The organism is Serratia sp. CY29653, from assembly GCF_052169255.1.
Classification (GTDB): Bacteria; Pseudomonadota; Gammaproteobacteria; order Enterobacterales; family Enterobacteriaceae; genus Serratia; species Serratia sarumanii.
The window spans coordinates 348,658-362,680 of the sequence record NZ_JBJNLC010000002.1 but is presented as its reverse complement, the minus strand read 5'-3'; the positions used below and the strand labels follow the sequence as shown (position 1 = coordinate 362,680).

General features: G+C 61.4%; 14 protein-coding genes and 3 tRNA genes. 5 read left to right on the top strand and 12 right to left on the bottom strand.

Going from position 1 to position 14,023, the window contains the following annotated elements:
* Positions 1-67: 67 nt before the first annotated feature.
* The 11 genes from deoA to ACJ8HN_RS15235 form a co-directional block, all read right to left on the bottom strand.
* Complete coding sequence (gene deoA / locus ACJ8HN_RS15285) at positions 68-1,390, bottom strand: thymidine phosphorylase (RefSeq protein ID WP_074026367.1); 1,323 nt, start codon at positions 1,388-1,390, stop codon at positions 68-70.
* Between the two features lie 66 nt (positions 1,391-1,456).
* Positions 1,457-2,236, bottom strand: coding sequence for a deoxyribose-phosphate aldolase (gene deoC / locus ACJ8HN_RS15280; RefSeq protein WP_442523666.1), 780 nt, complete (start codon positions 2,234-2,236; stop codon positions 1,457-1,459).
* A gap of 370 nt (positions 2,237-2,606) precedes the next feature.
* The gene (locus tag ACJ8HN_RS15275) at positions 2,607-3,884 is read right to left on the bottom strand and encodes a NupC/NupG family nucleoside CNT transporter (RefSeq protein ID WP_033637021.1); all 1,278 of its coding nucleotides are present in this window, start codon (positions 3,882-3,884) and stop codon (positions 2,607-2,609) included.
* A gap of 183 nt (positions 3,885-4,067) precedes the next feature.
* Complete coding sequence (locus ACJ8HN_RS15270) at positions 4,068-4,850, bottom strand: TatD family hydrolase (protein WP_193145650.1); 783 nt, start codon at positions 4,848-4,850, stop codon at positions 4,068-4,070.
* Positions 4,847-5,965 (bottom strand): patatin-like phospholipase family protein, encoded by a 1,119-nt coding sequence (locus ACJ8HN_RS15265; RefSeq protein WP_103774072.1) that lies wholly within the window; start codon positions 5,963-5,965, stop codon positions 4,847-4,849. The genes ACJ8HN_RS15270 and ACJ8HN_RS15265 overlap by 4 nt, the downstream gene beginning before the upstream one ends.
* 10 nt (positions 5,966-5,975) lie before the next feature.
* Positions 5,976-6,161 carry a CsbD family protein gene (locus ACJ8HN_RS15260; RefSeq protein WP_033649120.1) on the bottom strand — a complete coding sequence of 62 codons (186 nt, stop codon included), beginning with the start codon at positions 6,159-6,161 and terminating at the stop codon, positions 5,976-5,978.
* 68 nt (positions 6,162-6,229) lie between these two features.
* Positions 6,230-6,391 carry a DUF1328 domain-containing protein gene (locus ACJ8HN_RS15255; RefSeq protein WP_004857650.1) on the bottom strand — a complete coding sequence of 54 codons (162 nt, stop codon included), beginning with the start codon at positions 6,389-6,391 and terminating at the stop codon, positions 6,230-6,232.
* Positions 6,392-6,552: 161 nt separating this feature from the next.
* A complete protein-coding gene (gene osmY / locus ACJ8HN_RS15250; protein ID WP_033637016.1) occupies positions 6,553-7,167 on the bottom strand; it encodes a molecular chaperone OsmY in 615 nt (204 codons plus the stop codon).
* Positions 7,168-7,683: 516 nt separating this feature from the next.
* Positions 7,684-9,273, bottom strand: a complete 1,590-nt coding sequence (gene prfC, locus ACJ8HN_RS15245; RefSeq protein ID WP_004933094.1) for a peptide chain release factor 3 — start codon at positions 9,271-9,273, stop codon at positions 7,684-7,686.
* Between the two features lie 151 nt (positions 9,274-9,424).
* The gene (rimI, locus tag ACJ8HN_RS15240; protein WP_442523665.1) at positions 9,425-9,868 is read right to left on the bottom strand and encodes a ribosomal protein S18-alanine N-acetyltransferase; all 444 of its coding nucleotides are present in this window, start codon (positions 9,866-9,868) and stop codon (positions 9,425-9,427) included.
* Positions 9,813-10,250 carry a DNA polymerase III subunit psi gene (locus tag ACJ8HN_RS15235; protein WP_033637012.1) on the bottom strand — a complete coding sequence of 146 codons (438 nt, stop codon included), beginning with the start codon at positions 10,248-10,250 and terminating at the stop codon, positions 9,813-9,815. The genes rimI and ACJ8HN_RS15235 overlap by 56 nt, the downstream gene beginning before the upstream one ends.
* Positions 10,251-10,396: 146 nt before the next feature.
* Between ACJ8HN_RS15235 and rsmC the strand changes: the two genes are divergently transcribed.
* Entirely contained in the window at positions 10,397-11,437 is a 1,041-nt protein-coding gene (gene rsmC / locus ACJ8HN_RS15230) for a 16S rRNA (guanine(1207)-N(2))-methyltransferase RsmC (protein WP_164134606.1), read from the top strand.
* A 50-nt stretch (positions 11,438-11,487) separates the two neighbouring features.
* Here the strand turns inward: rsmC and ACJ8HN_RS15225 are convergent, their stop codons facing one another.
* Complete coding sequence (locus ACJ8HN_RS15225) at positions 11,488-12,480, bottom strand: aldo/keto reductase (RefSeq protein ID WP_442523664.1); 993 nt, start codon at positions 12,478-12,480, stop codon at positions 11,488-11,490.
* 118 nt (positions 12,481-12,598) lie between these two features.
* Between ACJ8HN_RS15225 and ACJ8HN_RS15220 the strand changes: the two genes are divergently transcribed.
* The 4 genes from ACJ8HN_RS15220 (at position 12,599) to ACJ8HN_RS15205 (ending at position 13,954) form a co-directional block, all read left to right on the top strand.
* Positions 12,599-13,543: a LysR substrate-binding domain-containing protein gene (locus tag ACJ8HN_RS15220; RefSeq protein ID WP_442523663.1), complete on the top strand. Its 945-nt coding sequence runs from the start codon at positions 12,599-12,601 to the stop codon at positions 13,541-13,543.
* Positions 13,544-13,615: 72 nt separating this feature from the next.
* A tRNA-Leu gene (locus tag ACJ8HN_RS15215) sits at positions 13,616-13,702 on the top strand.
* A gap of 36 nt (positions 13,703-13,738) precedes the next feature.
* Positions 13,739-13,825 (top strand) — tRNA-Leu (locus ACJ8HN_RS15210).
* Positions 13,826-13,867: 42 nt separating this feature from the next.
* A tRNA-Leu gene (locus tag ACJ8HN_RS15205) sits at positions 13,868-13,954 on the top strand.
* Positions 13,955-14,023 lie beyond the last annotated feature (69 nt).

Genomic DNA, 14,023 nt, shown 5'->3' with positions numbered 1-14,023 from the left:
TGCTCTCCTGCGTGTTCTCACGCTTTGGACGGCCGCGAAAAAGCCGCGACCGTTCCTGATTCTTGGGTTATTCCGTGATGCGCTTATACACCACCGGCGTCGCTTCCGGCGCCTTGTCGCTCAGCGTCATCGCGCTGCGCACCGCATCGGCCGCCTGCTGCCAGCTCTCTTCATCGTTGGCGTGGATCATCGCCAGCGGCTGCTGGGCATCCACTTTCTCACCCAGGCGCGCCACCTCGGTCAGGCCAACGCTGTAATCGATGGCGTCGCTCGCCCGGCGACGGCCGCCGCCCAACGCAACCACCGCCATGCCCAGCGCGCGGGTATCCATGGCGCTGATGATGCCCGGCTTTTCAGCATACACCGGCTTGCTCAGCGTTGCCGCCGGCAGATAGCTATCGTAGCGTTCGACGAAGTCTATCGGCCCCTGCTGCGCCGCCACCATGCGGCCAAACACCTCCGCCGCCTTGCCGTTGTCCAGCACCGCCTGCAGTTTGGCGCGCGCGTCGGCCTCGTCTTGCGCCAGGCCGCCGGACAGCAGCATTTCCACGCACAGCGCCAGCGTCACTTCCAGCAGGCGCGGGTTGCGGTATTCGCCGGTCAGGAAGCGCACCGCTTCACGCACTTCCACCGCGTTGCCGGCGCTGGAGGCCAACACCTGGTTCATGTCGGTCAGCAGCGCGGTGGTCTTGCAGCCCGCGCCGTTGGCCACGCCGACGATCGCCTGCGCCAAATCTTGCGACAGCGCATAGGTCGGCATAAAGGCGCCGGAGCCGACCTTCACGTCCATCACCAGCGCATCCAGCCCTTCCGCCAGCTTCTTGGCCAGAATGGAGGCGGTGATCAGCGGGATCGAATCCACGGTGGCGGTGATGTCGCGGGTGGCGTAAAAACGTTTGTCCGCCGGCGCCAGCGAGCTGGTCTGGCCAATGATCGCCACGCCGACGTCCTGAATGATTTTGCGGAAGGCGTTATCGTCCGGGAAAATATTGAAGCCCGGAATGGCTTCCAGCTTGTCCAGCGTGCCGCCGGTATGCCCCAGGCCGCGGCCGGAGATCATCGGTACATAGCCGCCGCAGGCCGCCACCATCGGGCCGAGCATCAGCGAGGTCACGTCGCCCACGCCGCCGGTCGAATGCTTGTCGACGATCGGGCCGTTCAGCGCCAGGCTTTTCCAGTCCAGCACGGTGCCGGAATCGCGCATCGCCATAGTGAGCGCCACGCGCTCCAGCATGCTCATGTCATGGAAATAAATGGTCATCGCCAGCGCGGCGATCTGCCCTTCCGACACCACGTTGTCGCGAATGCCGTTGATGAAAAAGCGGATTTCCGCTTCGCTTAACGGCTGGCCGTCGCGTTTCTTACGAATAATTTCTTGAGCCAGGAACAAGGCATCCCCCTGTGTCGCCGAGAGTCGGTGCAGACGGGCGCGCCTGGCGCCCGCCAACGAAATCGATCAGTAGCCGCCGCCGGCGGTCTGGGTCTGGTGGCCCAGCGCGGTCAGCAAGCTGGCCAGCAGGCTGGAAGCGCCAAAGCGGAAATGCCGCGCATCGGCCCAGCCTTCGCCCAGAATACGATCGGCAAGCTGCAGATAATGCAGCGCATCCTCTGCGGTGCGCACGCCGCCGGCCGGCTTGAAGCCCACCGTCTTCGCCACGCCCATATCGCGGATCACCGACATCATCAGCTCGGCGCTTTCCAGCGTGGCGTTGACCGGCACCTTACCGGTGGAGGTCTTGATAAAGTCCGCCCCGGCCTTGATGGCGATCTCGGACGCCTTGCGGATCAGATCGGCCTGCTTCAGCTCACCGGTTTCGATGATCACTTTCAGCAGCACGTTGGCCGCCTGGCAAGCCTGCTTGCACTGTTTCACCAGCTCGAAGCCGACCTGTTCGTTGCCGGCGATCAGCGCGCGGTAAGGGAACACCACGTCCACTTCATCCGCGCCATAGGCGATGGCCGCGCGGGTTTCCGCCAGCGCGATGCCGATATCGTCGTTGCCATGCGGGAAGTTGGTCACGGTGGCGATGCGGATGTCCGGCGTGCCTTGCTCGCGCAGCGCCTTGCGCGCCACCGGGATAAAACGCGGGTAGATGCAGATGGCCGCCGTGTGGCCGGCCGGGCTGTTGGCCTGACGACAGAGCGCGATCACTTTCTCGTCGGTGTCATCATCATTCAGCGTGGTTAAATCCATCAAATTCAGCGCACGTTGCGCTGCTGCGGTTAATTCGGTCATAAAACTCTCCAACTGAGTACCTGGGTGTTGGCGAGCGGACTTGGTTCCATGAAGATAGCGCTGGGGAACGGCGTTCCCGCGGCGGCAACTGAGATCCTTCTCACCGCACATGGCCACCCGCCTTGCGGCCGGCCAGTAATAGCTATTTGAACACGAATGCCGGAGGCGATTCGCGCTCATCGTCACACTATATGAAATAGCACTGTAACAGACCGGAATTATATGTGAAGAGCATCACAAAATAACGCGATATCGTTCACAAATTCGCTAAAGAAGCGGCTGAAGATCGCGGGTGCGGCACGCACCCGCGTTGCTTAGAGTATAGGCGGAGTCCCGCGATCGGTCGCGCCGTCGCGGGACTCGGGATGGCTTACAGCGCCAGGAAGAAGCCGGCGATGGTGGCACTCATCAGGTTGGACAGCGTGCCCGCCGCCACGGCCTTCAGACCGAAGCGCGCGATGTCGTGGCGACGATTGGGCGCCATGCTGCCCAGACCGCCCAGCAGGATCGCCACCGAGGAAAGGTTGGCGAAGCCGCACAGCGCGAAGGAGATGATCGCCTTGGTATGGGCCGACAGCACCTGCAGGCCTTCCGCCGCCACTACGTCGTCCGGACGCAGATAGGCGCCGAAGTTCATGTAGGCGACGAACTCGTTGACGATGATCTTCTGGCCGATGAACGAACCGGCGGTCATCGCCTCGCTCCACGGTACACCGATCAGGAAGGCGATCGGCGAGAACACCCAGCCGAGGATCAGTTCAAGCGACAGCTGCGGATAATCGAACCAGCCGCCGATGCCGCCGAGAATGCCGTTAAGCAAGGCGATCAGCGCGATAAACGCCAGCAGCATCGCACCGACGTTCAGCGCCAGCTGCATGCCGGAGGCCGCGCCGGAAGCCGCCGCGTCGATCACGTTGGCCGGACGATCCTCTTCGGCGATCAGCTTCATCGCATCGTCTTTATCGTGGGTCTGCTCGGTTTCCGGCACCATCAGCTTGGCGAACAGCAGCCCGCCCGGCGCGGCCATGAAGGACGCGGCGATCAGGTATTCCAGCGGCACGCCCATCTGCGCATATCCCGCCAGCACCGAACCGGCCACCGAGGCCAGGCCGCCGCACATCACCGCGAACAGTTCTGATTGGCTCATGGTGGCGATATACGGACGCACCACCAGCGGCGCTTCGGTCTGACCAACGAAAATGTTGGCGGTCGCCGACAGCGATTCGGTGCGCGAGGTGCCCAACAGCTTTTGCAGCCCGCCGCCCAGCACGCGGATCACCAACTGCATGATGCCGAGGTAGTACAGCACCGCAATCAGCGAGGAGAAGAACACGATCACCGGCAGGACGCGCAGCGCGAACACGAAGCCGCCGCCGCCGAACACCTCGAACATCTTGTCGGACACCAGCCCGCCGAAAATGAACGAAATGCCCTGATTGCCGTAGGCGATAACGTTTGCCACGCCGTTCGACATACTGCCGAGGATGCTGCGGCCCAGCGGCACATACAGCACCAGCGCGCCGATGCCGACCTGAATGATGAACGCCCACGCGACGGTGCGCAGTTTGATGGCCCGGCGGTTGCTGGAGAGCAGCACCGCAATGGCGATCAGCACCGCCATGCCGACTAGGCTCATGATGAGTTGCATGCAAAGTTTCCCTGTTGCAAAAAATAAAATACATCCCTGCTCATAAAGAGAGGTCTGCTATTGGAGAGTTTCGGGGGGATTATACTGAGCGAGGTCACTCTCGCACCGATTTATGTCACAAATGCATACAACGAGACGCAAATGAAAATCTTATAACGTGACGCAGGTCACGTTATCACCTCATCAATCCGGCATGGCAAACAGCGCCTGAGCATTGCGCTGCAGATGGGCGGCGATCTCGTCGGCCGGTTCCGGCCGCAGCTCGCACAGCGTTTGAAACACCTCGGCGGCGCGTTCGGGGCGATTCGGCTGCCCCTGATAGCCCGCCAGCGGCATGTCCGGCGCATCGGTCTCCAGCAACAGCGCCTCGAGCGGCAGCTGCGCCATCACGCCGCGCGTTTTCTGCGCCCGCTCATAGGTGATGGTGCCGCCCACGCCGATGTAATAGCCGAGGCGGATAAACGCCTGCGCCTGCGACAGGCTGCCGGCGAAGCCGTGCACCACGCCGCGACGCGGCAGCTGCACGCGCCGCAGGGCCGCAGCCAGCTGATCGTGGGTGCGGCGCGAATGGAGGATCACCGGCAGGTCATGCTGTTTCGCCAGCCGCAGCTGGGCCAGCAGCACGCTTTGCTGGCGCTCGAACTGCGGGTTGTCCATATACAGATCGAGCCCGACCTCCCCCACCGCTACCAGCTTGCGCGGCCGTTCGGCCAGCAGCGCCGCCAGTTGCTCCAACTGCGGCTCATGATGCTGCGCGATATACAGCGGATGCAGCCCCAGCGCGGCGAACAGCGGCGCGTGATCCTGCGCCAGCTGCAGCACCCGCGCGAAGCGATCGGCGGTGACCGTCGGGACGATGATGCGCGTGACGCCGGCGCTTGCCGCTCGCACCAGGCTCTCGCCCTCATGCCCGGTAAAGGGCGGGAAATCGAAATGACAGTGGGTGTCGGTAAAGGCATAGCTCACAGCGCGCCCCCTTCACCCGGCGGCAGATCGCCCGGCAGAATGATCTTCGGCGCCGCCACCGCGGCCTCCGGCTGCGCGCCAAGATCGGACGGCATGACGAGATCGGTCACGATCGGCGAAGGCATTCTGACGTTCTCCGGCTGGATCAGGCGGCGCGACAGCGCTTTTTTCACCTTCATGCCGTCCGGCTCCGGCTGCGCCATCCACTGGCCGACGGTGGCCAGGAAATAGCGGCCGCAGCGGCGCCCCAGGTGATAATCCTGATTGAGCGACCCCAGTCGGCTGCCCAGCGCATTGCTGGCCAGCGGCTTCGGCGGGAAGATCTCGAAGATGCGCAGCTTGCCCGGCGGCTTCTCGATAAAGCGCTGGATGCGGTGATAGCTTTGCTCGTGATGCTGCAGGATGCGCACCATCTGCTGCAGGCTGCTGTCGCTCAGCCAGTGTTCCATGCGCTTCATCCACTGCGGGGTGTAGTACATCTGCGAAGGCACGGTGCGGATCACCACGATGGTGTCGGCGCCCCGGCGATAGGCCTCTTCCACCGGGATCGCATCGCTGATGCCGCCGTCCTGATAGCTGATGCCGTCCAGCTCCACGCCCTGGCGATAGAAGCCGGGAATGGCGCTGGACGCCTTGATGGCTGGCAGCCAGCGCTCGCGCTGCGCCGGCAGATAGGTCGGTTCGAAATCGTCGCTGCGGCAGGCGCACAGCAGAAACTCGCGCCCGTCGGTAAAGTGCCGTTCCGCTACGTCCATCGCCAGCGGCATCTGCGCCGCCGCCGTATCAACCAGCCAATCGAGATCGATCAGATGCCCGCCGCGCACGAAGCGCAGCGGATTGAAGAATTGAGCCGAGGTGGTGTAACGGGTGATCACCCGGCGCGCGTAGCCCACCTGCCCGCAAATGTAGGCGGACAGATTCTGGGCGCCGGCCGACGTGCCGATCAGCAGGTCGAAAGGGTTAAAGCCCGCGCGCTGAAACTCGTCCAGCACGCCGGCGGTGAAAATGCCGCGCTGGCCGCCGCCTTCGCAGACCAGCGCCATCTTGCCTGGCCGAAAGGGCTTAGACGCCAGCGGTTCTATATTGCCGAGCGTGATGGGTATTCTGTATCCCAACTTGGCATCCTCAGTGAGACGTTTTCTCCGAGGATACCGCGTCTCGCTCTCTTCCGTAATCCTCTTGCAGCACGCCGGCGAGGAAATCATTGCTGCCGGCCAGCCAGACGCAATCGCTGCCGGACCATTCGGCCAATGCCTGCCATACCTGGCCTTTCAGCTGTTTCCAGCGTCCGACGATGATGTCACTGTTCATGGCCGGCCCTCCCCGACGTGAGAAAAGGAATTAAGCTTTGTTACAGTTTGCAGGAAAAAGCCGGCCGGCTAAGGGCGCCGACGGCCGGTGAACAGGCTGACCAGGAACAGGATAATGCCGACGACAAACACGATTTTAGCCGCCCAGGCGGCGGTGCCCGCCAGCGAACCGAACCCCAGTGCCGCAGCGATAAGCGCGATGACTAAAAAGATAATGCCCCAACGAAACATAAGCTTCTCCTTACCATTGTGAAAAAATTCGCTGCTGTCTACCGCCCCGACAATGGGGCGTCGACGGCAAATCAGTTTCTTTTTTTGGTGGTACATGTCGGGCCGCCTTCACGGCCCGACCGATGCGGCTTGTTGTTACTTGTTACGGGCGCCTGGCGGGATTACGGCTTGACCACCAGGTCGTTTTTCACGCTTTTCACGCCGTCGATGGCCTTGGCGATGCTTTCCGCACGCTCAGACTGCGCCTGCGTTTTCACCTCGCCGGAAAGCTGCACCACGCCATCGGTGGTTTCCACTTTCACATTGCGCGACGGCACGATGTCATCGGCCAGCAGCTTGGCTTTCAGCTCGCTGGTGGTGGCGGTGTCGCCGGCATACGATTTGATCGACTGGTTGGCTTCATCTTTCACGTGCAGCTTGTCGCTGACGGTCTTGACGCCTTCCACCTTGCCGGCGACAGCGACCGCATGCTCCGCCTGCGCCTGGCTGCCGACGAACCCGCTCAGGGTCACGGCGCCTTTTTCGGTTTTCACCGAAATGTCGGAACTTTTGATGGTTTTATCTTCCACCAACGCACTTTTAACTTTAGCCGTTATCGCGCTGTCATCCATGTAACCGTCAACTTTTTTCATGGAGCTATCGATTTTGGCACCGGCACTGTCCGCGGCGTTAGACGCCTTGTTGAGCAGACTCTCTTCGGCCAGCGCACTGCCGCTGACCAACACAGAACCCAATACAACAGCCATCAGCGAGTGTGCAAATTTGGTCTTTTTCATCGATCTCTTCCTTTTGTTGGGGGCTCACAACGCCAGAGCGCCGGAACCCTGCGGCCACCTTCACGCGGCCTTCTCGGTAAATACTTCATCATCGCTATACGATTAAGCGTTCACGACAGGAATATTGCAACGGCCGTGCCAACTCAAAAAAACCCTTAAAAATCAAATAAAATAAATCAGACGTTGGATTTTTAGCCAAAAAACTGTCGCCTATTGACGACAGGCTAAGTCACACAAAACTGAAATATAGCTATCTCATTGATATTTAAAGACACTGACTGTCTCCTATCGGCAACACATCAGAATAACTCACCAAACAAACAACATATTACAGTGATTTACTCTCAAGCAATGTGCGGACATCCCGTTAAAGATAGACCATTAGACAGAAAATGCAGGCCGAACGAACATCGCCTGGTGACCTAGGTTCGCAGGAAAAATATGAGGGAGGTTTATTAATTAGCGCAGTGGGAATAGGAGAGGCGTGCAGGGCGCACTGGGCGCCCTGCCGATTGATCAGTGTTCGCGCGTCTTGCGGAAGGTCACATCAGGATAACGTTCCTGCGTCAGGTTGAGGTTCACCATGGTCGGCGCGATATAGGACAGGTTGTCCCCGCCGTCCAGCGCCAGGTTGATCTCGTTCTTGCGCTTGAACTCTTCGAACTTCTTCACGTCGTCGCACTCGACCCAGCGCGCGGTCGACACGTTGACCGACTCGTACAGCGCTTCCACGTTGTACTCGCTCTTCAAGCGCGCTACCACCACGTCGAACTGCAGCACCCCGACCGCACCGACGATCAGATCGTTGTTGGCGATCGGACGGAACACCTGCACCGCGCCCTCTTCGGACAGCTGCACCAGCCCCTTCAGCAGCTGTTTCTGCTTCAGCGGATCGCGCAGGCGAATGCGGCGGAACAGTTCCGGCGCGAAGTTCGGGATGCCGGTGAACTTCATGTCTTCACCCTGGGTGAAGGTATCGCCGATCTGAATGGTGCCGTGGTTGTGCAGGCCGATGATGTCGCCCGGATAGGCTTCTTCCACGTGCGAACGGTCGCCGGCCATAAAGGTCAGCGCGTCGGAGATCACCACGTCTTTGCCGGTGCGCACCTGGCGCAGCTTCATGCCCTTCTCGTAGCGGCCGGAAACCACGCGCATAAAGGCCACGCGGTCGCGGTGTTTCGGATCCATATTGGCCTGGATCTTGAACACGAAGCCGGTGAATTTCTCTTCCGCCGCCGTCACTTCGCGGGTGTCGGTTTTGCGCGGCATCGGCGCCGGCGCCCAGGCCACCAGGCCGTCCAGCATGTGATCCACGCCGAAGTTGCCCAATGCGGTACCGAAGAACACCGGGGTCAGCTCGCCGCTCAGGAAGGCTTCCTGATCGAACTCGTGGGAAGCGCCCTGCACCAGCTCCAGCTCATCGCGCAACTGCGCCGCCAGATCTTCACCCACCGCCGCATCCAGCTCCGGGTTGTTCAGGCCCTTGACGATGCGCACTTCCTGAATGGTGTGGCCTTTACCGGTCTGGTACAGGTAGGTTTCATCCTTGTACAGGTGGTAAACGCCCTTGAACAGCTTGCCGCAGCCGATCGGCCAGGTGATGGGCGAGCAGGCGATCTTCAGTTCTCGCTCGACTTCATCCATCACTTCCATCGGATCGCGGATATCGCGGTCCAGTTTGTTCATGAAGGTCAGGATCGGCGTGTCGCGCAGACGGGTCACTTCCATCAGCTTGCGGGTGCGATCCTCAACGCCCTTGGCGGCGTCGATCACCATCAGACAGCAGTCGACGGCGGTCAGAGTACGGTAAGTATCTTCGGAGAAGTCTTCGTGCCCCGGGGTATCCAGCAGGTTGACCAGGCTGTCGCGGTACGGGAACTGCATCACCGAGGTGGTGATCGAGATCCCACGCTGCTTTTCCATTTCCATCCAGTCGGATTTGGCGTGCTGGCTGGAGCCGCGGCCTTTTACCGTACCGGCGGTCTGGATCGCCTGTCCGAACAGCAGCACTTTTTCGGTAATGGTGGTTTTACCGGCATCGGGGTGCGAGATGATGGCGAAAGTTCTTCTTTTGGAGACTTCGCGGGCAAATTCACTAGGAGACATGGTTTTCAGGTTCTACGGTTAGTCCGCCCTGCGACATCATCAGAACGCGCCGATCGCGGCGCCGGGCAAAGCGGTGAATAAAAGATAACAGCCGGGCATTTTCGCCGATTTGCCAACCGGTGACAATCAATGCTTTTACCGGCCGGGCGGATTACGCCAGCGGCAGCGCCATCACCATCGCGTCTTCGCGGCCGTGGGCGCTCGGGTAATAATTGCGGCGCACGGTAACCTCGTTGAAACCGAGATCTTCATACAGCGCGATCGCCGCCTGGTTGGAGGCGCGCACTTCCAGCCACAGCGTGACCACGCCGCGGCTCTCCAGCCGTTCAATCAACGCGTTGAGCAGCAGGCGGCCAAAGCCACGGCGCTGGTACTGCGGATGAATGGCGATGTTGAACAGCGTGGCTTCGTCCAGCACGATCTGCGTGATGGCGAACCCCGCCATCTCCCCGTCGGCGCTCAGCTTCAGGTTAAGGTAGCGATCGCCCTGATTGCTGGCGAAGGTGGTTTCCGTCCAGGGGAAAGCGTGGCTGGCTTGCTCAATGGTGAAGGCCGTGGCCAGGTCGGCCGCCGTCAGGGTAGAAATCGTGTTCATGATGACAAATCTGCTGCCAGAGGGCGCGTTTGGCCCCCGCGTCTTGGGAAAGCTCGGCCAGCGCCGGGCTGTGTAGCTGCGCGCCGGCGACCGCAAGCGGTTCCGCCACGCCCAGCCGCCAACTGTTGCATGCGGTCTCTTCAGGCAGCATTGCCGCCTGTTCCGGCGTCAGGCTGTAGGTTTGCGCCGGCGTCAGCCCCAGGCTGCGCAGCACGTCGCAAAACAGCGGATCGTCCGGTGCGGGCAGCGTCTGCGCCACCACCAGCAGGCGCGCCTCGGGTGGCAGACTGACCGCCACTTCGCCCTGCAACACGCCCGGGCGGCGCAATGTCCACTGCGTAATACCCAGTTGTTGTAACAGCCAGTCGCGTTTTGATGCCATGCCGATTCCTACCCGTTGTGGTGCGCCATGCCTGCCATGCGCCGCGCTATGCTAACAAACCCGCGCAGCCCGCGCCAACAAACCCGTCGAACATATCGCCACAAAGCTCTATAATCCCCGGTCTCATTTCCAGGAGCCAATATCTGATGTCTGCATTAACCCCCGCCAGTGAAGTCATGCTGCGCCACAGTGATGAATTTATCGAACGCCGCGTGCTGTTTGCCGGCGACCTGCAGGACAGCCTGCCGGCCCAATTCGAGGCCGCGGACGTGCGCGTCCACACTCAGCAATACCATCACTGGCAGTTACTGAACCGGACGATGGGCGATAACGTGCAGTTCGGTTTGACCGTCGATCCCGCTTTCGTCGCCAACTGCGACACGCTGGTTTACTACTGGCCGAAGAGCAAGCAGGAAGCGCAATTCCAGCTGTGCAACATCCTGGCGCTGCTGCCGGTGGGCGTAGACGTGTTCGTGGTCGGTGAAAACCGCAGCGGCGTGCGCAGCGCCGAGCCAACGCTGGAAGGCCACGCCACGCTGGTGAAAATCGACAGCGCGCGCCGCTGCGGCCTGTATCACGGCCGCCTGGACGCACAGACCGAGTTCAGCCTGGACGACTGGTGGGACAGCTATCAGCTGCACGATCTGGAAGTGAAAACGCTGCCGGGCGTGTTCAGCCGCGACGGCCTGGACGTCGGCAGCTCGCTGCTGCTGTCGACGCTGGAAAAACACATGAAAGGCAAGGTGCTGGACATCGGCTGCGGCGCCGGCGTGATGGCCTCGGTGATGGCCAAGCTGTCGCCGAAGGTGAAACTTACCCTCAGCGACGTCAACGCCGCCGCGGTGGAATCCAGCCGCGCGACGCTGGCCGCCAACGGCATCGAAGGCGAAGTGATCGTCAGCAACGTTTACTCCGACATCACCGGCCGTTTCGACATGATCATCTCCAACCCGCCGTTCCACGACGGGCTGCAGACCAGCCTGACCGCCGCCGAAACCCTGATCCGCGGCGCGGTGAAACACCTGCCGATCGGCGGCCAGCTGCGCATCGTCGCCAACGCCTTCCTGCCGTACCCGGACATTCTGGACGCCACCTTTGGCAGCCACGAAGTACTGGCGCAGAACGGCCGCTTCAAGGTGTATCAGGCCACCGTCGGCCGCCCACCGCGCGCGCCGAAGAAGAAATAATTCGCCGTTGGCGGAAAACGACAGAGCGCGGCCTGAGGCCGCGCTTTTTTTTAGCCGTTGATATAGGCCATCGACTCGGCGCCGTAGCGATCGCCGGCCGCTGCACTCAGCGGAAACACCGCTTCGATCGCCGCCAGTTCGGCCGCGCTCAGCGTTATCTCCGCCGCCGCGACGTTCTCTTCCAGATAGCGACGGCGTTTGGTGCCGGGGATCGGCACGATGTGCTCGCCCTGCGCCAACACCCAGGCCAGCGCCAGCTGTGAAGGCTTGACGCCCTTCTGTGCCGCCAGCTCACCCACCTTCTCCACCAGCGCCAGGTTGCGGGCGAAGTTTTCCCCCTGGAAGCGCGGGTTGCCGCGGCGGAAATCGTCCTCGGCCAGATCCTCCGGCCGCCGGATAACGCCGGTGAGGAAACCGCGCCCTAACGGGCTGTAAGGCACAAAGCCGATGCCGAGGCGCTCACAGGCCGCCAGCACGCCCTGTTCGGCATCGCGCGTCCACAGCGAATACTCGGTCTGCAGCGCGGTTATCGGATGCACCTTGTGCGCCCGCTCCAGCGTGGCGACCGACGCCTCGCTCAGGCCGATATGGCGGATCTTGCCTTCGCGGATCAGATCCGCCATCGTGCCCACGACGTCTTCGATCGGCACCTGCGGATCGACCCGATGCTGATAATAAAGATCGATCTCTTCTACGCCCAAGCGCCGCAGGCTGCCTTCCACCGAGCGCCGGATATACTCGGGCCGGCTGCTGACGCCGCGCGCCGAAGGATCCGCCGGATCGCGCAGGATGCCGAACTTGGTGGCCAGGAACACCTGTTGCCGTTTGCCCTTGATCGCTTCCCCCACCAATTCCTCGTTGGTGTGCGGGCCATACATGTCGGCGGTGTCGAGCAGCGTGACGCCCAGCTCCAGCGCCCGGTGCAGCGTGGCGATGGCTTCCTGCCGATCGGCGCCGGTGGAGTAGAAGTCGCTCATGCCCATGCATCCCAGCCCCAAGGCGGAGACGAGGGGGCCGTGAGAACCCAGTTTACGTTGTTGCATTGTGCTGCCCTCATGCGATGAACGGATAACGCAGCAAAGTCTGGTTGTTTACGCTACAAAGATAAATAATGCAGATTGCACATCACTGTTCAAAAATCACCAACAATCCGGAGTGGACATGGATCAGGTTCAAGCCATGCGCATTTTTACCCGCATCGTCGAACTGGGCAGCTTCAGCCGGGCGGCCGAGCGCCTGCAGCTGCCGCGCGCCACGGTCAGCAACGCGTTGAAACGGCTGGAGCAGCGGCTGGGCGTGCGCCTGCTGATCCGCACCACCCGCCAGGTGCAGGTGACCAGCGAAGGCAGCCTCTACTATCAACGCTGCGTGCAGTTGCTGGGGGCGCTGGAGGAGGCGGACACGCTGTTCAGCCACCATAAGCTGCAGCCGTCCGGCAAAGTGCGCATCGATATGCCCCATTCGCTGGCGCGCCAGATTGTCATTCCGGCGCTGGACGACTTTTACCGCCGCTATCCCGACATCACGCTGGCGCTGGGCGCCAACGACACCCACGTCGATCTGTTGCGCGAAGGCGTGGACTGCGTGCTGCGCGCCTGGGAAACCGAAGACGACAGCCTGGTGGCGCGGCGCATCGCCCAGCTGCCACAGGTCACCTGCGCTTCTCCCGCTTACCTGCAGGCCTGCGGCATGCCACGCGACATTGATAGCCTGGAGCCGCACCGCGCGGTAGGGTATTTTTCCCTGGCCAGCAACCGCGATTACCCGCTGGAATTCTGCCGCGGCGGCAAAGTGGAACTGCGCGAACTCCCCGCCCGGCTGAGCGTCAGCGGCGCCGACGCCTACATCGCCGGCGCGCGGGCCGGCATGGGGTTGATTCAGGCGGCGCGCTATTCGCTTGCCCCCTGGCTCGAACAGGGCGAACTGGTGGAAGTGCTGGCGGACACGCCGCCGCCGCCGATGCCGATTTACATCATGTATCCGCCCGGCCGTTTCCTGGCGCCACGGGTCAGGGTGTTGATTGATTGGCTGATTTGGCTGTTTGACCAGCGGAAAAGCGGCGATATGGCTGTTTTTCCAGCAAACGCCCGCAATGCGGGGAAATAACTGTTGACGTGCCCGCCAAAATCTCTAGAATTCGCCTCCGTGGTAACGTTACTCCGGTAATGTTTCTGGTACGCGAAGGTGGCGGAATTGGTAGACGCGCTAGCTTCAGGTGTTAGTGTCCTTACGGACGTGAGGGTTCAAGTCCCTCTCTTCGCACCAAATAACCACATGATTTATATTGCACTCAGCATCGATGCGAAGGTGGCGGAATTGGTAGACGCGCTAGCTTCAGGTGTTAGTGTTCTTACGGACGTGAGGGTTCAAGTCCCTCTCTTCGCACCACGCTGGCGACGTAATATAAATCAAAGCAACAACATCGACTGTGCGAAGGTGGCGGAATTGGTAGACGCGCTAGCTTCAGGTGTTAGTGTCCTTACGGACGTGAGGGTTCAAGTCCCTCTCTTCGCACCAATTGATGATCTCTCCGGTAGTTCCTTCGAAAAAATCCCAACGCATTGATGAAAAACACGCCTAAGCGTG

Coding starts and splice junctions, on each gene's coding strand:
- deoC (WP_442523666.1), bottom strand. CDS start 2,236: ATGACCGAATTAACCGCAGCAGCGCAACGTGCGCTGAATTTGATGGAT.
- ACJ8HN_RS15275 (WP_033637021.1), bottom strand. CDS start 3,884: ATGCAACTCATCATGAGCCTAGTCGGCATGGCGGTGCTGATCGCCATT.
- ACJ8HN_RS15260 (WP_033649120.1), bottom strand. CDS start 6,161: ATGAACAGTGACATCATCGTCGGACGCTGGAAACAGCTGAAAGGCCAG.
- ACJ8HN_RS15255 (WP_004857650.1), bottom strand. CDS start 6,391: ATGTTTCGTTGGGGCATTATCTTTTTAGTCATCGCGCTTATCGCTGCG.
- osmY (WP_033637016.1), bottom strand. CDS start 7,167: ATGAAAAAGACCAAATTTGCACACTCGCTGATGGCTGTTGTATTGGGT.
- prfC (WP_004933094.1), bottom strand. CDS start 9,273: ATGTCTCCTAGTGAATTTGCCCGCGAAGTCTCCAAAAGAAGAACTTTC.
- rimI (WP_442523665.1), bottom strand. CDS start 9,868: ATGAACACGATTTCTACCCTGACGGCGGCCGACCTGGCCACGGCCTTC.
- ACJ8HN_RS15235 (WP_033637012.1), bottom strand. CDS start 10,250: ATGGCATCAAAACGCGACTGGCTGTTACAACAACTGGGTATTACGCAG.
- rsmC (WP_164134606.1), top strand. CDS start 10,397: ATGTCTGCATTAACCCCCGCCAGTGAAGTCATGCTGCGCCACAGTGAT.
- ACJ8HN_RS15225 (WP_442523664.1), bottom strand. CDS start 12,480: ATGCAACAACGTAAACTGGGTTCTCACGGCCCCCTCGTCTCCGCCTTG.
- ACJ8HN_RS15220 (WP_442523663.1), top strand. CDS start 12,599: ATGGATCAGGTTCAAGCCATGCGCATTTTTACCCGCATCGTCGAACTG.